This window comes from Paenibacillus alvei DSM 29 (genome assembly GCF_000293805.1).
GTDB lineage: Bacteria > Bacillota > Bacilli > Paenibacillales > Paenibacillaceae > Paenibacillus_B > Paenibacillus_B alvei.
On sequence record NZ_AMBZ01000001.1, the window covers coordinates 1,120,829 to 1,140,150 of the forward strand.

The window sequence follows — 19,322 nt, forward strand, 5'->3', positions numbered from 1 at the left end:
TCAATTCGAACAATCCTCGACTCAGCGGTTAGCCGTATTAAAATAACGCTCAAACAACAAATCAATATGGGCTTCCACAGATGCAACCGCAACTCCCGTTCCTGATTCCAGCAGCGGCTTCATCATGACAGGGAGAAATACAGCGCCGAACAGTTGCATCATCATCATGGTCAGTGTTTCGGAATTTCCCTCTTGCGTAATCTCTTGAAGGGTATGTTTGACTTTAACGAATCCAACAGCTTGCAGAAATTCACCATACTCCTGCTGGGAGGCGAACATCGCAGCGCCAGCGGTCATCGTACGCGTGATAATCTCTGGATATTGCTGAATGACCTGTACATATTGGATTAAAAACGTTCGCAGCCGGGCAAGAGGTGATATGCTTCGCTCATCAAGGACGTCGAAGGCGCTGCGAAAGCCAGATAATAGCTCCTTAATCGCCTCGTTGATGAGCATGTCCTTCGATCCGAAATAATAATTGATTAAGGCGATATTGGCGTTAGAGCGGGCTGCAATTTTCCGGATCGTAATATGCTCGAATCCCTCCTGCTTCAGGATGTCGAGAGCCGCGCTCAAAATTTTGCCCTTCGTGTCCAGCGATATATCAGTTTGCTTCATCTAATCCCCCTCACTATTATTAAACATCGTTTAAAACATTGTTTAACTAAATAATACCATCCCTGTTTCATTCAATCAACACCACCTCAGCCAAAATTTCCACAAAATAAAAGACTCTAATCTCCCTATGTGGCACAACGGAAAAAACAGAACAGTCACAACAAATATTGACTTATATATGCGCATTTTACTTATATACACTTGAAATATTACTTATATATACTTATGATTAACGTCATGAGGTGATAGCAAAAATGTACCAAGAAGAGCGCTTGCTGCGCATCTTGACGCATCTTGAGCAGCATGACACGATGACGGTCGGAGAAATATGTGCCATGTTCGGTGTATCTCGAGATACGGCGCGGCGCGACATCGTGAAGCTGACAGAGAGCGGTGCCGTTTCACGTACCCATGGAGGGATCACGCTTCCGCGGCTGGAGCAGAAGATCGAAGCATATGCGACAAGGCTGAACAATGAAACTGACGGCAAGGGACGAATTGGGCGACAAGCAGCGAAGCTTGTCCATGATCACGATATGGTTTTTTGGATGTATCGACTACCGTGCACAGCATGATTCCCTATTTGAAGGCTGCGCGTGCAACAGCCGTTACCCATTCCATTGATAACGCCATCTTGCTGGCCAATCATGCAGCCGTTCAGACGCATCTGCTAGGAGGGATTGTCCAACCTAAGACAAGGCATCTCTCTGGATATTCGACGATAGACAAGCTGCGCGATTTTCAATTCGATAAAGCCTTTTTAGGTGCAGCGGGAATCTCGGAAGCAGGCATTTATTATCACTATGAAGAAGACATATATATGAAAAAAGAAGTCGCTAGCCGCTCTAGACAGACTATCGTCCTTGCCGACCATACGAAGCTTGGACACACGCATTATTATCGAGGCTTGTCTTTAACAGACATCGATATGCTCATTACGAACCAACCGCTCTCACCTGAATTAGACCATGCAATGAAGGCCAATCATGTGCAAGTGCTCATAATCTCTTAATCTACCAAGGAGGATGAATGCAATGATCAGAGCCGTTCTGTTTGACTTTGATGGAACATTAGCCGATACGCTGCCCTTGACTCTTCACGTGTTCCAAGACATTTTTAAACGATATGACAATCGGATGGTGTCCAAGGAACAGATTATAGCCATGTTCGGCCCAACAGAAGAGGGTATATTAACTGCGAATATGAAATATAGAGGCCTCCTGCCGACCGCTATCGAGGAATATTTTGAGCTGTATCACAATTGGCATGCCAGCCTTGTTCATTCTTCACCCGCTATCATTCAGATGCTGCAAGCCCTGAAAGAGCAAGGCATAGCAATCGGCATTATTACAGGGAAGGGCCGCCGTGCCTATCAAATTTCTAATGAAGCGCTCGGCTTGTCTCCATATGTGGATATTGCAATAACTGGCGATGAGGTAACGAAGCCGAAGCCGGATCCTGAAGGCATTCATGCTGCACTTGCCGCACTTCATGTTCGTGCAGACGAGGCGATCTGGATCGGTGACAGCAATGCGGATATTGAGGCTGGCTTAGCTGCTAACGTGCATACAATAGGCGCCAAATGGTTTGGCACGGTTCAGTCTGCGACCTTTGAGAAGGCACCTCATGATATTTTCTCACAGCCATCCGAGCTTACGGAACTTGTGCAGCAATCGCTAGCGCATCCAGCCATTGAATGGCGCCAGCTCCACTGGGCCAAGCGGATTCAAGCACTTGCCCAAATCGGATTGACCTATTCAGACAATCCCTACGACCGCGAGCGTTATGAGGAACTGCGCGATATTAGTGTGGATATGATGACATCCTGCTCAGATGTTGATAAGGAGCAGGTTCGCGTATCTTTTGCCAGCGATACTGGTTATGCTACGCCGAAGGTTGATGTGAGAGGCGTCGTCTTCCGCGACGGAAAGCTCCTTCTCGTGAAGGAGAAAGCAGACGGAGCATGGTCACTGCCAGGCGGCTGGGCGGATATCGGTTTTTCTTCATCTGAAGTTGTTGTGAAGGAGATTCAAGAGGAGTCCGGGTTCCAAGCGCGGGCCATTCGGTTGCTTGCCGTGCTTGACAAGCGCTTCCACCAGCATCCGCCGGAACCGAACCATGTTTATAAATTGTTCATCCTGTGCGACATTATCGGAGGAGAAGCAATGAGCGGCACAGAAACAAGCGGGGTGGGATTTTTCGCCGAGAACGAGCTCCCGCCATTGTCAGCAGAACGCAACACGGAAGCGCAGCTTCGCTTACTATTCCAGATACACGGCCAGCCTGATCACGCTGTTATTCTGGATTAATAAGCTAAACCACTTCTGTTTCTGTACCTGAGACGCTTCCTATGCTATTCTATAATCTCATCAACATAGAATGGAACGGAGTGGCGAAGTTGGCTCAGTTATATTTTCGATACGGCGCAATGAACAGTGGGAAATCTATTGAAATATTGAAGGTCGCCCATAATTATGAGGAACAGAATAAATCGGTGCTGATTTTCACCCCTGCTGTAGATGATCGAGACGAGAGCGGGTATATATCTTCTCGAATCGGTTTGCGCCGCAAGGCAATTTCGATCTACGAAGACACCAATTTATTCGAGATTGTACAGCATCATGAAGGCCCTATCTCTTGTGTGCTTATTGATGAAGTGCAATTTTTGGATCATGCTCAAATTATGCAGCTTACCCGCATTGTCGATGAGCTTGATATTCCGGTTATGGGCTTTGGATTAAAAAATGATTTCCGCAATGAACTGTTCGAGGGCAGCCGTTACATGCTGTTGTACGCAGATAAAATAGAAGAAATGAAAACGATTTGCTGGTTCTGCGAACGTAAAGCAACGATGAATTTACGTGTTGACACAAATAACAGGCCTGTCTATACAGGAGAACAGATTGTAATCGGAGGCAATGATACCTATTATCCGGTATGCCGCAAGTGCCATAAAAATCCGCCTTTGCAATCGTAATCGTAGAGCAGCCCCCCTGAATGACATGTTCTTCAGGGGTATTTTCTTTTCTCATCGAACCGCCTTCGTTCAAGCCAAACATTCGGAAAATGAAACAAAAAATAGGCTACCCCGTCTCTATTGCAGACAAAGCAGCCTGTCATTCGGCTCCCTCAACGTATAGCAAAACCTGTTGATACTAAATTGCTAAAAGTCACAGCCCATCTCCTTTATTGAGTTAAATAAGCATCGCAAAGTGCAATTCCCTCCTCGATATCGAAGCTCATCCGCAGCTTTACTTCCTCCTCGATGCCACGATCACGGCTTATATCCTCTCTAAGGTTATTTAGAATCCCGCGTATCGACTGCGCACCATTTTTGTCCCACTTCTTCATCCCATAGATGCTCGATGACAATTGATCCAACTGACCTTTATAACGCGTCGCAGCGTCTTCTCTTATGCCATGGAGCGGGACATAAATCGAACCGATCTTGCGTGACATCTGTTCAAGCAGCAGCCCTATAGGCTGAGCAGAGCGATAGTCAGGAAGTACTGCCGGGCTGCGATACACCCCCATCCACCACTGCCAATCCACAGTTCCATTGAAGAAGGATTTCTCATCAATAATCACGAGCCCTGCTCCATGAAGCGAGCGCTGCTCTTGAAGGAGCTTCTCAGCTGCCGCCTCATGCTCACCAAGCTTCACAACAGCAACCGTCCAGACGGGATGATCCGTTATCGCTACTCCCAGCGTGCCAATTCCTCCAGTGGACAAAATCCGCCCCTTATCCCTGTTGTCTACAGCAAACACTGCCACACCAAGCTTGGCTCCTTCCGCTCCATATACCTGCACCGGATCAAATGCTGAAGACTTCACATCCGTAGATTGGGCGATCCTATGGGAGTAAGCGGCTGATTCCGCTGCTATATATATTGCATTCAAATGTGCGGACTTAATTCGCTGTATATGCTCGCGCACTTGTTCGACATTCGTCTCTTGGGGCTCAATCCAAATGCCGCGTAATTCTACCTTGCGCGACTCTGCGCTCAAGTTGTATGCCTCCTGAGCAAAGCGTTCAAGCTCCTTCAGCTTCTTGCCGCGTTCCTTCAAACTGCGCTGCTCATTCCCCCATTCCTCGGCTGCCAAGGCAGATCTCGCCATCATAAGCTTGCTATCTATGCTAGAATACGGCACATCACGAAACTGACTTTTCACTTCCTTCAATCGTTGTTCTGCAGCCTTCAACAGCTCCTTGACCTTGTCCACTCTTTCTTGTACCTGAGCTGCATCATACGTGTTCCATTCCTCTTGTCCGACGTTTAATTTATTTACTGGCGACATGACCGTACCATTCACTGCCATGGAGTCGGCGCCATTTCCAGCCGCATATCCAAATGAACTCAAGCCACTTGCTGCCAATATCCCCAGCAGCAAGCTCATTCCCATTTTGTTCGTAAGCGATTTCATTTCATTGTATCCCCCTTATACATCATGTAATGAATGGGTTGATAGATAATATGCAGCTACCGTCTCGCCAATTCATTGCTGCACAAGCTTTTTATTCGAATAGACTTTATCTGAAATAGAGTGACCGTGTTTGATAAAACATCTAATCCTAATATAAACAACAGGCACAATATCCCGGATTTCAATACTGCTTCTATGTTGTTACTGGTCTGCACCTGCTATAATTAGGCTCAGGCGGCAATCATATGTTCATGGATGAAACGTCGCTTCTAATCAACACTAATCAACCACTAACACATGTTCAATTTCAATACAAAAGGAGTGCGGCTTGATGAATTGGATGGAAGAAGTATTGAAGCGCAAGAACGATCTACTGCAAGATCTTAATGGATTGCTTAGCATCGAGAGTGTAAAGGATGCCACCACGAGTGAGCCTGGCAAGCCAATGGGTCACAATGTAGCGCGTGCGCTTGATTATGTACTGGACATGTCTCGTCGTGACGGATACCGTGTGACAAACCTGGACGGCTATGTAGGCTACGCGGAATACGGCGAATCGAAGAGCGGTGAATATGTTGCAGCATTATGCCATGTTGACGTAGTCCCTGCAACTGGACATTGGACAACCCCTCCTTTCTCCCCAGACATTCGTGAGGGCAAGCTGTTCGCACGTGGCGCCATTGATGATAAAGGGCCCACGCTTGCTGCTTATTACGGTTTGAAAATCGTGAAGGAGCTTGGTCTGCCCTTAAAGCACAATGTACGCATCATCTTCGGTGCAGATGAAGAAAGCGGCATGGAATGCATGAAGACCTATACGAAGCGTGAGAAAATGCCGCTTTACGGCTTCGCGCCAGATGCCGACTTCCCAATTACACATGCGGAAAAGGGACAAATCAATACCCGCTTCCTGCTGCAGCCGGACAACAGCTCTGCTTCCGATCGTCAAGCGGGACAGCTTGAATTGGTGTCCTTCCATGGCGGCGGTGTTGAGAATATGGTGCCTGAATCAGCGACTGCAACCATCTCTGGCGACACTGCTGTTCTTGCAGAATTGGCAGCCAAGTTCGAAAATTATTACACTGAACAGCAATTGAAAGGCTCTTCCGAAGTAAACGGCGGCCATATTACACTCAGCCTCAAAGGTAAATCCGCGCATGGCATGGAGCCTCATCAAGGCATTAATGCTGCACTAAAGCTGTTCGGATTTTTGCGTTCGTACACGTTCCAAGCAGATGCCGATCGTTATATCCGCTGCGTAGATGCTTATTTGACGGATGATCACTTGGGCAGCAAGCTGGGCATCGCTTATAAGGATGACATTACAGGTCCATTGACGGTAAATGCGGGCATATTCGAATACGGTGCGGACAAGCAATCGTTCTTCCATCTAAATATCCGCTTCCCAGTTACGCAGGATTTACAGTCCATCTTGGACACATTGGCAACGAAGATGGATGCATTCGGCTTCGTCGTAGAAGAACCGGACTTGAAAAAGCCGCACCATGTCGATGCAGAGCATCCGATGATCAAGGTGCTGCAAAAGGTGTATGCGGAAGAAACTCAGCTTGAGCCTACCTTGCTGACTACGGGCGGCGGTACATACGCTGCATTCATGGACTACGGAGTCGCGTTCGGCGCCTTGTTCCCAGGAAGAGAAGAAATGGCTCACCGTGTAGACGAATACATTGAGATCGATGATTTGCTAAAGGCAACTGCCATTTATGCGCGTGCCATTTATGAATTAGCGAACTTAGACGCATAAGGATTGTATCTAGAGGGATGTCGATCTGCAGAAGGGAAAAAGGCAGCCGACCTCCCTTTTTCCCTTCTGTTCTCATGGGTGCTTTCTTATTTCAATGCACTTAGATGCTCATGCACCAGCTTCCATTCTCCTGCAATGAGCTTGAACACATTCGTCGCTCTCCCGCTTCCCTCAGCCTGTTTCCCTTGATAAAGTCCGCTCCAATGATAGGTATACAAGCATACAGCCGTCTGTTCGTCCACTGCAATCCACTGTACATCGGAGGCTGAATACACTTCATCTTGAATAACCTCCCAGGCATGTTCAAAATATGCCCGAATCTCCTCAAGCGTCTTGCATGTACGATCCGAGAACCAATATACGGCGCTTGTATCCAAGCAAGCTTGCACGTTCTCGAAGTCATGTGTATTCGTTGCCTTCATATAGCGTTCCAATGCTTTTTGATAACTCATAATGCCCCCCTTTTTTCATCCCAAACCCTGTATTTTTCAACATGTAAATTCGCTGGATATACGGTAGTCGCATCTCCTGATCGTAGGCGTGCCTTCATTCAGTGTAGTATGAAGCGGGCATCTTTAAGCAGCTCCAATTTCACGATGACTTGGTACCGATTCATGTAGGAAATGCAGGGATATCCGACCTTAGCGGCAAGCGGATGATAAATGTGGTGCCTACGCCAAGCACACTGTCCACCTCAATTTTACCACCATGCTTTTCAATAATATTATAGCTGACCATCAGCCCTAAGCCTGTTCCCGTATCCTTCGTTGTATAGAACGGTTGCCCGAGACTGTTCACCTTATCAGCTGGAATTCCACAGCCTTCATCCTGAATGGATATGGCTGCATAATCGCCATCCAGCTTGGCGCGTACATAAATATTGCCTCCCCCTGACATCGCTTCAAGCGCATTTTTTATCAAATTAATGAACACCTGCTTAATCTGATTTGGCTCGCAATCAACCCAAAGCGCCTCTTCCGACAGCTCGGTTATCATATTGCTGTTCTTCAATGTCGATTGTACGCTCATGAATGCAATGATCTGCTCCATCAGTTGAACGAGATCGGTTCTTCGGCTGTTGACCACATTCGGCTTCGCTAGAATCAGCAGTTCATTTGCAATTACCTCAATGCTCTTCAACTCCGATTCCACGATATCAAAATATTGATCCTTATCCGTCTTCGTCGTACGCATCAACTTGAGAAAGCCGTTAATCGAAGTCAATGGATTCCGAATTTCATGTGCGATGCCTGCGGCCAACTGCCCGACGATGGACAGCTTCTCAGACTGCAGCATTCGCTCTTCTTCCTTGCTTCGATCGCTTATATCCTGATATACACCGATGGTCGCCTTCTTCCCAACAAAGGTGGTAGGCAGGGAAAAGCCTTCTACGCATTTGATTTCACCGTTCAAGCAGCGAATATCATATTTAACAGGCCCTAAGCGTGTTCCCTCCTGATATCTGCGTCTCCGCTCATACACAAGCTTATGATTCGAAGGCTCGACAATATCGATAACCGGCATGCCAAGGATGTCCGCTGGGTCAGTAGCACAGATCAAGGCAACGGAAGCGCGATTCATATAACGAATGATGCCGTTATACGTAACAATGACAGCAAGCGGCAATTCTTCTAATAAGGATTGAAAGGTCGCTTCCTTCTCCTTCAAAATCGCTTTCGTCTGGAGATGCACCTTCTCTGTCAATTTGCACGACGTTATATTTTGAAACTGAGAAAAAAGAAAAGCGGCTTGCCGCACTGATCATGAACAAGCGATACGGTTAAGAGCATCCATATGACTTCTCCAGACTTGCCTATGTAGCGCTTCTCAATATGAAAAGATGGGATCTGCTTGTCCAGCAGTCGTTGAATATGTATAATACTCTCTTCCAGATCGTCTGGATGGGTAATATGCATATAGTCCAGAGAGAGCAGTTCACGTTCTTCATAGCCAATCATTTCGCATAAGGAGTGATTTGCTTTCATAAATTTCCCCTCCAGCGACACGATTGCCATCCCGATCGATGCATTATTAAAAGCCAAATCGAACAGATCAATTTGCTCCAAATGCATGTAATCTCCCCTCCAATTCATTATCACTTCCACATATACCCAATAATCATTATAAATCTCCCTTCCGGCCAGCATCAATTAAAATCTTGCCAAAGCTTTCTGTCCGCTTCGCTGTTGTGGGAAATAAAAAAAGTGCACGAGAACATGCGCAACATTCGCACGTCTCATGCACTTTGGTTCAATTCATGCTCTTGTTTCGCAGCAGAACTGAATTATTTCATTGCTCCGTCTACTTCCTTCACCATTTCCTCTACAGAAATGAGACCGCCGCCGGACAAGTACCAGTAGTTCGGATCCAAGTAAACAATATGGCCTTCTTTATATGCCTTCGTACTTCTCACAAGATCATTTTCAACGACTTGCTTCGCAGACGATTCACCGCCGACAACTGCACCGCGGTCAACAACGAACAAGTAGTCTGGATTTTTTCAACAATATATTCAAAGGATACTGGATCACCATGCGTAGATGCTTTAATGTTCGTATCTACAGGCGTAACCCCGAATACATCATGAATGATACCAAAGCGGGAACCTGCACCGTAAGCACTAATTTTTCCGTCATTCGCCAGAATTATAAGTCCGTTCTTGTTCGCAGCTTTCGCTTTTTCGTTCAAAGCCTTAACGGACTCTTCAATCTTGGTCAGCTCTGCTTGAACTTCAGATTCCTTGTTGAATATTTTGCCCAATGTTTGTGTGTTTTCTTTGAAAGAATCCATGTAGCGTTTCGTATCAACGTCCATATAAATCGTTGGTGCGATTTCAGAGAACTGATCATACGATTTTGCTTGACGTCCTGCAATGATAATCAGGTCGGGCTTCATACCATGAATCGCTTCGAAATCCGGCTCCTTCAAGCCGCCTGCATTCACATATTTCGCATCTTCGTATTTTTTCAAGTAAGGAGGCAGGCTCGCCTTCGGCAAGGCTGCGATTTCAACACCCAATTTGTCCAAAGTATCCACAACGCCGTAGCTGAATACAACGACCTTGGAAGGGTTTTTCTTCACTTTCGTTTCGCCAAGCTCATGCTTAACAAGAATTTCTTCCGCTGCTTGATTCGCTTCTGTTCCCGTAGATGCCGAACCATTGCTGCTGTCTGACTTATTGGAACCACATGCTGCAACCAGCGTTGCCATCATGGCAATGAGTAGGATTAATACTGTTTTTTCACTTTTTTCACCTCTACAACATATTTTGAACCTTATATATTTTCGCCGTTAATATCGCGTTGCTGCACAGATGCATGCTGCATTGCAACATTACCGAACGGTGTAACCGATGTCGCCTTGCTTAGGCAAAATACACACAAATCTTATTGTCGTTAATGCATTCAATGCACATATCCATATCATAAATGTCTTGCAGCACCTTAGTATCGATGATATCCTGCGTCGAGCCTTCCTTGACTACTTTGCCGTCTTTTAATGCGACGATATAGTCCGAGTAACAGGATGCGAAGTTAATATCATGAATTACGATCACGATGGTCTTGCCCATTTCGTTAACCAGTCTGCGAAGGATTTTCATAATTTGCACGGAATGCTTCATATCCAGGTTGTTAAGTGGCTCATCCAGTAAAATGTACTCCGTGTTTTGTGCGATAACCATAGCAATGTAAGCTCTCTGCTTCTGACCGCCGCTCAGCTGATCCAGATACTTGTGCTGCATGCCGGAAAGGCCCATGTACTCAATTGCCTCATCTACGTACTTCCAATCTTCATCATTCAAGCGCCCTTGCGAATAGGGAAACCGCCCGAAGGAGACAAGCTCCCGAATGGTCAAGCGCAGATTGACATGATTGGATTGCTTCAGAATGGATATCTTCTTGGCCAGATCCTTGCTGTTCCATTCGCTGACTTCTTTGCCATCGATATGGACTTCTCCCGAATCCTTCGTAATGAGCCTGCTTATGATAGAGAGCAGCGTACTCTTCCCTGCACCATTTGGACCGATGAAGGATGTGATTTTACCCTTGGCAATTGTAACTGATACATTCTCAACCACATTTTTGCCACCGTATTGTTTGGATACGCCTCTTACTTCTACCATGATTTATTCTCCTTCAATAGAAGATAGATAAAGTAGACGCCACCGACGAAATTGATTATGACGCTTAGCGTGGTGGAGAACGTAAATACCCGCTCCACGATAAGCTGACCGCCCACCAGTGCAATAATGCTGATAAGCACGGAACCTAGAATTAAGTAACTGTGTCGGTACGTCTTCAAAAATTGATACGTAACGTTCACGACGAGCAAGCCAAGGAACGTAATCGGTCCGACTAGCGCTGTCGAGATGGAGATGAGAACCGCTACTACAAAAAGCAGCCTTCTCACGACGTAATCATAAGGAACACCTAAGTTAATCGCCTGCTCTCTTCCGAGTGCAAGTACATCTAAATACTTAACGAATCTAAGGAAATAGAGCGTAACGAGCAATGTCAGTATCCCACCGATAAGCAGCAGCTTCGTATTGACGTTATTGAAGCTGGCGAACATTTTATCCTGGGCAATTAAGAATTCGCTCGGGTCAATCAGCACCTGCATGAAGGTAGATACACTTCCGAAAAAAGTACCGAATATAATCCCGATGAGAAGCATGAAGTATACATTCTGACCTTCGCCCTTAAAAATAAACCGGAATAAGAGTCCTGAGAAAATAACCATGATGCCCACTGACATTAAGAAATCCATGTTGCTGCTCATCATCATCAATGTCTTCGAACCGAACATGAAGATAACAAATGTCTGGATGAGCATGTATAGCGAATCCAGTCCTAGTATGCTAGGCGTCAAAATCCGGTTGTTCGTAATCGTTTGAAATACGGTCGTTGCGAATCCAATCGCCGCCCCAGTGAGCACAATCGCCAGCACCTTCAGCGTACGCTTTGGAAGCACATAATCCCAGTTGTCACCCAGCTTCAAGAATAGAAACAATCCGATTAAGGCAAGTGCCAGGAGAGCCAGAATACCCGTTTTCGCTTTATAACCCATGTGCCCTTCTCCTCATCAACATGTACACGAATATGGCGCTTCCTATTACCCCGACCGTTAAGCTGATCGATAATTCATATGGATAAATGATAATACGCCCCAAAATATCGCAGAACAGAACGAACACAGCACCGAGCAGCGCCGTATGCGACAGACTGTTCTTCAAGTTATCACCACGGTACATCGACACGATATTTGGAATAATCAGTCCGAGGAACGGTATCGTTCCTACGGTCAGTACGACCGTGCACGTCACAAGCGCAACGAGAATTAATCCGATATTGACGATGCGCTTGTAGTTCAGTCCCAAGTTTTTCGAAAAATCCTCACCCATGCCTGCAACCGTGAATTTGTTCGCATACAGATACGCAATGATGATGAGCGGAATGCTGATATACAGCAGCTCGTAGCGACCTGTAATAATCATGGAGAAGTCACCCTGCAGCCAGGAGGACATGTTCTGAATCAGATCATACTTATATGCAAAAAAGGTAGAAATCGAGCTGATAATATTCCCAAACATCAATCCAACAAGCGGAATGAAGATTGTATCCTTAAACTTGATTCGATCTAGAATCTTCATGAACAGCAGCGTTCCCAGCAATGCGAAAACGAATGCGACCAGCATCTTCACAATCGGGCTCGATGTCGTGAAGAGCATTAAGGATACCAGGATTCCAAGTCTTGCGGAATCGAGTGTTCCGGCTGTCGTTGGCGATACGAACTTATTGCGGCTAAGCTGCTGCATGATGAGACCGCATATACTCATGCTGACACCTGCAAGAATGATACTGATTAGACGCGGAATTCTGCTCTTGAGCAAAATTAACGTTTTCTCATCGGTCATGTTCAGCAGATCAAGCGGCTTAATATCCGTAACACCAATAAAAAGCGATACGATTGATAATATGACAAGCGCGATGGCTAAATATCTCTTTTTCATAGACCATCCTTACCTCTTCTCGATGTGAGAAAGTTGATATGTAAGCGGATAGAATCAATTTACATTTTCAATAATGATATTCATTATCAATTAGACTGACAGTTGTTATTATAACATGACTGATCCGTCTGTCAAACAATTATATGGAAAATGGGTAAAACTCATTTTTCGGCGCCGAATCTGGAATGGATATGCAATTACGCTTATTTATACGATAATAGGAACAGTTATTAATCTAGCGATGACGATTGCTGCCGCCTACCCGCTCACACGAACAGATTTAGCAGGACGGCGGTTGTTCACGACGATGATTTCTTTGCAATGTTTTTAGCGGGGGATGATTCTGCTATTATATCTATTTTTGCAAAGTGTTTTGTAAAAAAAGGCGTCATGATTGGCGCAATTAAGGGGTGAGACTATGTCCACATCGCAAATTTCGTTGACGGTCATGTCGTATAACATCCAGCATGGTGAAGGAATGGATCACGTATATGATGTGAGCCGCATCGCAGGAGTGATTAGTGCGTCCGGGGCGGACATCATCGGCTTGCAAGAGGTCGACCGTTATTTTTCGGCTCGAAGTAATTACGAGGATACCATCGCGATGCTTGCTGAACAATTAGGGATGCACTGGTGTTACGGGGCAAACGTGGTTCGAGCGCCTGAACCAGGGCGAACGCAGCAAAGAGAATATGGGACAGCGATATTGAGCAAGTACAAGATTCTGTCGCATCAAAACCATCTGCTCAGCAGCGACGAGAGCGAACAACGCAGCCTGCTTGCTGCTGTTCTGGATGTCGGCGGGGAAATTCTGCATATGTACAACACACATCTGGGATTGGAACAGCCTGAACGGGTCGCCCAAGTGAGAGAAATACTTTCCATCGCAAGCCGCAAATCAGAACCGTGCATCGTGACAGGAGATTTCAATGCACATCCGGATTCTATCGAAGTTGCCGAAATGTCGTCAGCATTCCGCAGCGCTTTCGCAGGTGAGCTTGAGACCTACACCTTCCCTGCAGGGGATGCAGTCGAGATGCTTGATTACATCTTCGTCAATGATTGTCTGGAGCTTAGCAATGATAGAACAGTCATTCAATCGCTTGCATCAGATCATTATCCGATTGCCGCCAAGCTGCTGCTATAGGGAGCGCGGCTAACCTTTTGTTGTTACGCTATGAATGTGCGCACTGCACAGGGGCTGAACCGAGGGATCGGATTCTCATCAGGAGCAGCCCCATTTCCGCGAAAGTATGTACATTAGATGCTGCCATTGTACTAATCAACGCCGAGGAGCATCCCCCCCTGTGCCATTGCCCAAGCCGCAACACTAATCGTTTGCCAAGTCATAAGCCGCTTCTTGTCCACATTGGCAAGCACACATATCAGCGCTCTGATATGATCGGCTTCAATGACAGGCCCAATAAGCGACGATCCCGGAACCCCATAGGAATGGAAATAGCCTAACTCTCTTGGTTACAAGACATCACTTGGAACGCTTCTTTTAGAAATTCCTGTTCTTCTTCTGTAAATGGAACGAGTATGTTAGAGTGATCCATTGGTGGATCTGCCTTCGCCGCCGATGAGGAACTGATTTTCGCTATGGTATATTCATACAGCTCCATAAATCGCTGCATGAACCTCTGCGCTTCCTCCGAATCCGGACTTGCTTGGCTCGCAACCAGTTGTTTCATATCTGTGAGCAATGCGAAATACTTCCGATCCAGTTCAGCCCGTGCCTCATTGCGAAAATTGTGAATTGGATTTCCTCCTAGGTTATGCGTCTCCATGTGCTCTTCCTCCCATAGAATCGAGTGTACGATAAAGCAAAACAGACGCAAATCAATGATTGGATGATGGCAAATGGTTGTATCCATATGATCCAATTGGTCAAGCATGAGCTGAATTCGTTCCTGTTCTGCAAGAAGCTCTTTCTTTTTGAACGCCATCACCTTCCGAATATACTGCTGCTCTGCTTGCTGCATCTCTAATAAATCGGCAATGTCTTTGAGTGAAAACCCGATAAACTTCAAAGCCTGAATTTGCTGCAATCGGCTGAGGGCGTCCGCATTATAGAGCCTGTGCCCGCCTTCCTTGTAGTCGCTAGGCGTTATGTCATAATATCTAAGCGTTCGAATCGTGATTCCTGTTCGTTCCGCCAACTGTCCGATTGTCAGCATGCCAGTCATGATAAGCTCGCCTCGATTCTGTCTGTTTTTTGATGTAAGGAATGGCTGGATAACGGTATGCCTTATTTCTAGCAATCTGTATCATTGCATACAAAATAATTATTGTCTCGATCATAAGCAGGATGTATTTGTACAACGACGGCAAAGCATAGCTCGCTACGAAGAGCGGGAAAATGGTCAAGTGAAAGTTCAGTGCTTTGCAGCTAGCTTCACGATAATACGATGTTGACTTCCTTGTCACGAAATACATCACAAGCGGGGGAAGAACCCCAAGCACTAAGGAGATGGCCAGCATCAGTTGGACGATTGCCATTTCTTTGCGTGTCGGCCTGCTCATTGGCTCATTCATTGTTGTCACCTTCCTATTAAATTCCTCAAATACAGCATAAAAGGTGACGCGAGTAGAGGTTCAAGCCCTAATCTGCAAGCCATTATCAAAACATCGCCGTCTTCTAGCTTGAAAGTAATAGGGCGCTTGGTTCGGCTGCCTTCTGCTTGACGGTGCATAGGGGCTACAATCTCTGCCGTTGGCAGCAGCGCTGGTCACACTGCTCCGATTCCTCATTACCAGATTGAGTAACAGACTTAAACATCTTCACATTACAATACAAATAACCCGCAATGAACTCTAGTTATCTGAGTTTCTATGACGGGTTATTGTTTAACCGCAAGTATATTTGTGATGTAAATATTTTAGTCGAACTGCAGCACTTTAGTGCGTGCCGGTCACCCCAAAATCATCTACAGACGATTGATCTGCCTGATAGAACATAACATCTCCATCACGCAGTTGGAAGGTGACGCCGTACGGATCCGTGAACTGGGAGCGAGAGCCTTCGTGCTTCCATTGATTCGTTAGCGGAGCCTTGATGTATTGCAAATGCGGCCTGCCCTTCTGTCCATCACGAACGGTCTCGATGTCGAAGTTCACGATGAGAAAGCCATCGCGCAGGAAGAACGGGGCCTTATCGTTAAAGCTGAACTGCTTCGATAAATCAAAGCCCTTAGGCACGATATACAACTTGGCAGGCAAATTATACTCGCCGTACCATTGCTGAATGGATGCATAGGCGCGTGCCGCAGAGACGCCTGACGGCACATTTGTCGGCCCGTGTAACGTGCGGACATTGTACGGCAGGAACAGGTCACTGTAGCTGCCAATCATTGTAGGGTCTTTCGCCGCTCTTACCCATGCGTCGATATATGCCTGACGATTCACCATCATACTGCTTGCGAACAGCTCGTAAAAACGAGCCGCGGCATCCGCGATAAGCTGCCCTGGTATGTTGCGGAGGCGCGCATTCAGCGCCATGCTCCGCTTTAACTTATCGTCTGCCGAACCAATGCGAATGAATTTTTTTGCCTCTGTATGATAGTACACATCCACTTCCTGACGCTTCTGCCCCTTACTGTCCGTAAAGTAAAATGTCGGCTTCAGATGAATGCCATCGCCTGAACCGAACATATTTCCCTTTGTCTTTAGGTCAAACTTGAAGGCGTATCCCGTCTTCACCGCTACATTCTTGAAGGATGGATCCGGGTGACTGCCTTTGCGCACAGGCAGCTCGTAAGGAAATGCATGGCCTCGAGCTTCGCCATCGATGCCATTCGCTCCGACCCAATAGGAATTCCCTGTCGGCTCACTGCTTCCTTTCTGCTTGCGGAACACGGTTTCCCAATTGAAATCCATAATGTCCGTCACATGAAAATCATACACCCTGCCAATGACCTCCACTGCGATTTCGTGAGTCGCCACATGATGCTGCCAATCTGTGTTGGCTGTTGGCTGATGCGTGAAGGAATCCGGTGTATTTTCAGCAACATTTCGAAATAAGACTGTGTAATCTCCTTCATCCACCCAGACTGGCAGAAAGAACGTCGTATCCAGTTGGGTAACGGGAATATCTGTCCATGTACCTTTCGGAATGAATGCGGCCCGATTTGCTGTGTAGACATCGAATGGGAACCATACCTGCTTCGTACGGAAATATTTCGCATAGTCGCGGTTGCCGTATCCCGGATCGTTTACATGCTGACCGCTCGTCGGTATGCGGATCGTAAAAGGCCGATCCAGAATTAACGCCGCACGATTATCGTTTGGTATTGTCTTTTGATTATGTTCTCGATCGTCGGTAATCGACGAGTAATTCACGACAGGCGTATGTACGGTTACGGTGTTGATGCCGTTGATTGGGAATTGCTTGTCACCGCCGCCATTGATATTGCCGGGTATGAGACTGTAGTAGATTGTGCCTGAGCTTGGGGTATTGGCCTTATTCACAAGTGTTTTGCTGATCATGTAGTTTTTCCCGTACAATACATCTCGTTCAATTACAGGAGAAGAAGGAATTGAACCTGGAGCCGGTGCGGATTGATCCACCCATCCGTTGTTCATGATTGTAGAGCCATTGAAGACAACATAATCATTTCGAACTTTATTTTGTCCGACACTAGACTCAGCCCTAGAACGGAATTCACTCATTTCATCAGGAACAGAAGGGCGTGATGAACCTCCATCCTTGGTCTCTGTTCCCAAATCTATAGATTGACAAGGAGATGGCTGCACATGATCGTTAACATGGACACTGTTGGAAGATGTAAGATTCGGCGCCGTATATCCTGCTGGATTAAGGGTTACGTTTCCACTCGGAAGCGCATAATTCGTAACCGTTGCCTTAGAAATCTTGTACGCTTCAAGATTGTCGATTTGCCAATAAGAATAAGGTCTTTCGACTGTAATGTCTTTGGTTACGGTCACTGTATCGCTCTTGGAGACTGGTGGTGTTGGAGGGTCGCCAGGCGAACCAGGTATGGTCCATTTGAGAATATACGTCTTTTTTACCTGAACCGTGTACGTAACCTTGCCCGTCATATTGGCAAACTTGTTTTGGAATAGATAGTTCCTGCCAAAAACATTTACGTAAAGGAACTCTGATGTTGGAATGCCTTTTAGAACATTGAAATGCTCGCTGCCTCGCTCATCGGCATGCACTAAACCACTGAAGGAAGGCTCCATTTCCATTTTGTGATTTACGATTCCTTTCGAAGGAGAGCTAATAACCGGAGAGCAGCTGCCTCCCCCCCCATCATTCCCGTCATTGCCGCCACCGCTCGTACTGCAATCCTTGACTTTAAAAGTTTTGGTATCCGTTTCGTCAAGATTTTGAGTGGGATCATAAAAATGAGCGGTTATGTTGGTGTTTCCCTCCACACCCGTGATCGTTATTTTTCCATCCGGCGTGATTTTTGCAATACTTTCGTTTGAGCTGCTCCATGTTAATTTAGGGTGACTCTTCAATAGATATGTTTTTTTATCGGGTTTTGTTAGAGCCGCTTCAGCTTGCTTTGGAATTGCCGTATCAGATGTACACGCGTCTGGCAGATTGACAACAAGTCCAGGTTGGGTGGTGACCGTAATCTCAGCAGTGTCTGAGATCCGGTATGTCCCATTGTCCCAAATGGCTCGTACTCTGGCTTTCCCCGGTGCTTTGCCGGTTATCTCCCCTGTACTGCTAATTTCCACGATAGCTGAATCTGAACTGTACCACCTTGTTTCTGCTGCTCTGGAAGCGACGGAAACCCCATTGCTCCAACTATCTTGTCCCCAGTTTTTGGTTTTAACGCTTGCGTCCATTTGTACTTTTTGCCCTATTTTGATTGTAGAGTCAGGATTTACATCGATCTCTTTCGTTTGATGAATTGTCCCTTCCCAAATTATTCGAACTGGGGTTAAATACATAACGGTTACCTTTGGACATCGATTTGGCCGCTTCATGAATTCCGTAGGTCCATCAGTCGGGAGCTTAGATCCCCCAGTTTTTGTTTGGAGAATAGCTGTGCTACTGCTTGTAATTGTAGGATCTCCAACTGCTTCATATGACGGAGCTGGAGACCATATAACTTGCTTTAGATGTTTACCAGTGACTCCATCTGGAGAAATGCGCCACCCCTGATAATTCCCCCAATCTGTAGCCGGGTACTTCGATAGATCTACATCATCTGGAACTACCTTTTCATCCGCAGGAAAAGGATTATTACATGAACCTGCATTCGAGACCGTTACCGAACCTCCAGTATAGTCGGCCTTGAAATCCCCGTTGTCCAATTGGTACCAGTAGGTTCCCGGGTTTCCAGGTACAGGTTCAGCTTGGATAGTCTCATTAATTGTATGAGATTTCGGCGGATAGGTGTCTGCAGCCTGCACAATGCTGTTACTGATATTACTGACCAAAACATTGCAAGATAAGATCACCAGCGACATAAAGAAGGAAAAGGATGCTCCTCGCTTTCTATTGTGCATGTATGCTCACCAACT

18 protein-coding genes and 1 pseudogene are annotated in these 19,322 nt (G+C 46.2%); 7 read left to right on the plus strand and 12 right to left on the minus strand.

Features of this window, described 5'->3' with window-relative positions:
- Positions 1-21: 21 nt before the first annotated feature.
- Entirely contained in the window at positions 22-618 is a 597-nt protein-coding gene (locus PAV_RS05270; protein ID WP_005544113.1) for a TetR/AcrR family transcriptional regulator, read from the minus strand.
- 254 nt (positions 619-872) lie between these two features.
- On the opposite strand from PAV_RS05270, the gene PAV_RS33195 reads away from it, so the two are divergent.
- From PAV_RS33195 to PAV_RS05285, 4 genes are all read left to right on the plus strand, one after another.
- Entirely contained in the window at positions 873-1,193 is a 321-nt protein-coding gene (locus PAV_RS33195; protein WP_081505675.1) for a DeoR family transcriptional regulator, read from the plus strand.
- A complete protein-coding gene (locus PAV_RS33200) occupies positions 1,163-1,630 on the plus strand; it encodes a DeoR/GlpR family DNA-binding transcription regulator (protein ID WP_157266573.1) in 468 nt (155 codons plus the stop codon). The genes PAV_RS33195 and PAV_RS33200 overlap by 31 nt, the downstream gene beginning before the upstream one ends.
- 22 nt (positions 1,631-1,652) lie before the next feature.
- Complete coding sequence (locus PAV_RS37185; RefSeq protein ID WP_005544114.1) at positions 1,653-2,927, plus strand: NUDIX hydrolase N-terminal domain-containing protein; 1,275 nt, start codon at positions 1,653-1,655, stop codon at positions 2,925-2,927.
- 89 nt (positions 2,928-3,016) lie between these two features.
- Positions 3,017-3,595 (plus strand): thymidine kinase, encoded by a 579-nt coding sequence (locus PAV_RS05285; RefSeq protein WP_040735495.1) that lies wholly within the window; start codon positions 3,017-3,019, stop codon positions 3,593-3,595.
- Between the two features lie 209 nt (positions 3,596-3,804).
- Here the strand turns inward: PAV_RS05285 and PAV_RS05290 are convergent, their stop codons facing one another.
- Positions 3,805-5,043 (minus strand): hypothetical protein, encoded by a 1,239-nt coding sequence (locus PAV_RS05290; protein WP_005544116.1) that lies wholly within the window; start codon positions 5,041-5,043, stop codon positions 3,805-3,807.
- A gap of 331 nt (positions 5,044-5,374) precedes the next feature.
- Between PAV_RS05290 and pepV the strand changes: the two genes are divergently transcribed.
- On the plus strand, positions 5,375-6,808 hold the full coding sequence (gene pepV / locus PAV_RS05295; RefSeq protein ID WP_005544117.1) for a dipeptidase PepV: 1,434 nt from the start codon (positions 5,375-5,377) through the stop codon (positions 6,806-6,808).
- A gap of 86 nt (positions 6,809-6,894) precedes the next feature.
- On the opposite strand, the gene PAV_RS05300 is transcribed toward pepV, so the two are convergent.
- The 7 genes and pseudogenes from PAV_RS05300 to PAV_RS05330 form a co-directional block, all read right to left on the minus strand.
- Positions 6,895-7,260: a YybH family protein gene (locus tag PAV_RS05300; protein ID WP_005544118.1), complete on the minus strand. Its 366-nt coding sequence runs from the start codon at positions 7,258-7,260 to the stop codon at positions 6,895-6,897.
- Between the two features lie 160 nt (positions 7,261-7,420).
- Positions 7,421-8,512 (minus strand): ATP-binding protein, encoded by a 1,092-nt coding sequence (locus tag PAV_RS05305; RefSeq protein WP_238555745.1) that lies wholly within the window; start codon positions 8,510-8,512, stop codon positions 7,421-7,423.
- An 11-nt stretch (positions 8,513-8,523) separates the two neighbouring features.
- The gene (locus PAV_RS35940; RefSeq protein ID WP_005544120.1) at positions 8,524-8,880 is read right to left on the minus strand and encodes a PAS domain S-box protein; all 357 of its coding nucleotides are present in this window, start codon (positions 8,878-8,880) and stop codon (positions 8,524-8,526) included.
- Between the two features lie 212 nt (positions 8,881-9,092).
- A pseudogene (locus PAV_RS05315) lies at positions 9,093-10,021 on the minus strand (siderophore ABC transporter substrate-binding protein).
- 151 nt (positions 10,022-10,172) lie between these two features.
- A complete protein-coding gene (locus tag PAV_RS05320; protein WP_005544124.1) occupies positions 10,173-10,931 on the minus strand; it encodes an iron ABC transporter ATP-binding protein in 759 nt (252 codons plus the stop codon).
- Complete coding sequence (locus PAV_RS05325; RefSeq protein ID WP_005544125.1) at positions 10,925-11,875, minus strand: iron chelate uptake ABC transporter family permease subunit; 951 nt, start codon at positions 11,873-11,875, stop codon at positions 10,925-10,927. The genes PAV_RS05320 and PAV_RS05325 overlap by 7 nt, the downstream gene beginning before the upstream one ends.
- A complete protein-coding gene (locus tag PAV_RS05330; RefSeq protein ID WP_005544126.1) occupies positions 11,865-12,818 on the minus strand; it encodes an ABC transporter permease in 954 nt (317 codons plus the stop codon). Before PAV_RS05330 ends, PAV_RS05325 begins: the two co-directional genes overlap by 11 nt.
- 115 nt (positions 12,819-12,933) lie before the next feature.
- On the opposite strand from PAV_RS05330, the gene PAV_RS34480 reads away from it, so the two are divergent.
- Both PAV_RS34480 and PAV_RS05335 read left to right on the plus strand, forming a co-directional pair.
- A complete protein-coding gene (locus tag PAV_RS34480; protein WP_157266575.1) occupies positions 12,934-13,149 on the plus strand; it encodes a hypothetical protein in 216 nt (71 codons plus the stop codon).
- Positions 13,150-13,236: 87 nt separating this feature from the next.
- Entirely contained in the window at positions 13,237-13,965 is a 729-nt protein-coding gene (locus tag PAV_RS05335) for an endonuclease/exonuclease/phosphatase family protein (RefSeq protein WP_005544127.1), read from the plus strand.
- A gap of 316 nt (positions 13,966-14,281) precedes the next feature.
- Here PAV_RS05335 and PAV_RS05340 read toward each other — a convergent pair whose 3' ends face one another.
- The 3 genes from PAV_RS05340 to PAV_RS05350 all read right to left on the minus strand — a co-directional run bounded on the left by PAV_RS05340 (position 14,282) and on the right by PAV_RS05350 (position 19,307).
- A complete protein-coding gene (locus PAV_RS05340; protein WP_005544128.1) occupies positions 14,282-15,007 on the minus strand; it encodes a MerR family transcriptional regulator in 726 nt (241 codons plus the stop codon).
- Positions 14,943-15,356 carry a DUF4870 domain-containing protein gene (locus PAV_RS05345; RefSeq protein ID WP_040734983.1) on the minus strand — a complete coding sequence of 138 codons (414 nt, stop codon included), beginning with the start codon at positions 15,354-15,356 and terminating at the stop codon, positions 14,943-14,945. Before PAV_RS05345 ends, PAV_RS05340 begins: the two co-directional genes overlap by 65 nt.
- A gap of 363 nt (positions 15,357-15,719) precedes the next feature.
- Positions 15,720-19,307, minus strand: a complete 3,588-nt coding sequence (locus PAV_RS05350; RefSeq protein WP_005544129.1) for a DUF5704 domain-containing protein — start codon at positions 19,305-19,307, stop codon at positions 15,720-15,722.
- Positions 19,308-19,322 lie beyond the last annotated feature (15 nt).

What these genes read in the sequence shown, in the direction of transcription:
- PAV_RS05270 (WP_005544113.1), bottom strand. Translation starts at nt 618, where the DNA reads ATGAAGCAAACTGATATATCGCTGGACACGAAGGGCAAAATTTTGAGC.
- PAV_RS33195 (WP_081505675.1), top strand. Translation starts at nt 873, where the DNA reads ATGTACCAAGAAGAGCGCTTGCTGCGCATCTTGACGCATCTTGAGCAG.
- PAV_RS37185 (WP_005544114.1), top strand. Translation starts at nt 1,653, where the DNA reads ATGATCAGAGCCGTTCTGTTTGACTTTGATGGAACATTAGCCGATACG.
- PAV_RS05290 (WP_005544116.1), bottom strand. Translation starts at nt 5,043, where the DNA reads ATGAAATCGCTTACGAACAAAATGGGAATGAGCTTGCTGCTGGGGATA.
- pepV (WP_005544117.1), top strand. Translation starts at nt 5,375, where the DNA reads ATGAATTGGATGGAAGAAGTATTGAAGCGCAAGAACGATCTACTGCAA.
- PAV_RS05300 (WP_005544118.1), bottom strand. Translation starts at nt 7,260, where the DNA reads ATGAGTTATCAAAAAGCATTGGAACGCTATATGAAGGCAACGAATACA.
- PAV_RS35940 (WP_005544120.1), bottom strand. Translation starts at nt 8,880, where the DNA reads ATGCATTTGGAGCAAATTGATCTGTTCGATTTGGCTTTTAATAATGCA.
- PAV_RS05320 (WP_005544124.1), bottom strand. Translation starts at nt 10,931, where the DNA reads ATGGTAGAAGTAAGAGGCGTATCCAAACAATACGGTGGCAAAAATGTG.
- PAV_RS05325 (WP_005544125.1), bottom strand. Translation starts at nt 11,875, where the DNA reads ATGGGTTATAAAGCGAAAACGGGTATTCTGGCTCTCCTGGCACTTGCC.
- PAV_RS05330 (WP_005544126.1), bottom strand. Translation starts at nt 12,818, where the DNA reads ATGAAAAAGAGATATTTAGCCATCGCGCTTGTCATATTATCAATCGTA.
- PAV_RS34480 (WP_157266575.1), top strand. Translation starts at nt 12,934, where the DNA reads ATGACTGATCCGTCTGTCAAACAATTATATGGAAAATGGGTAAAACTC.
- PAV_RS05335 (WP_005544127.1), top strand. Translation starts at nt 13,237, where the DNA reads ATGTCCACATCGCAAATTTCGTTGACGGTCATGTCGTATAACATCCAG.
- PAV_RS05340 (WP_005544128.1), bottom strand. Translation starts at nt 15,007, where the DNA reads ATGACTGGCATGCTGACAATCGGACAGTTGGCGGAACGAACAGGAATC.
- PAV_RS05345 (WP_040734983.1), bottom strand. Translation starts at nt 15,356, where the DNA reads ATGAATGAGCCAATGAGCAGGCCGACACGCAAAGAAATGGCAATCGTC.
- PAV_RS05350 (WP_005544129.1), bottom strand. Translation starts at nt 19,307, where the DNA reads ATGCACAATAGAAAGCGAGGAGCATCCTTTTCCTTCTTTATGTCGCTG.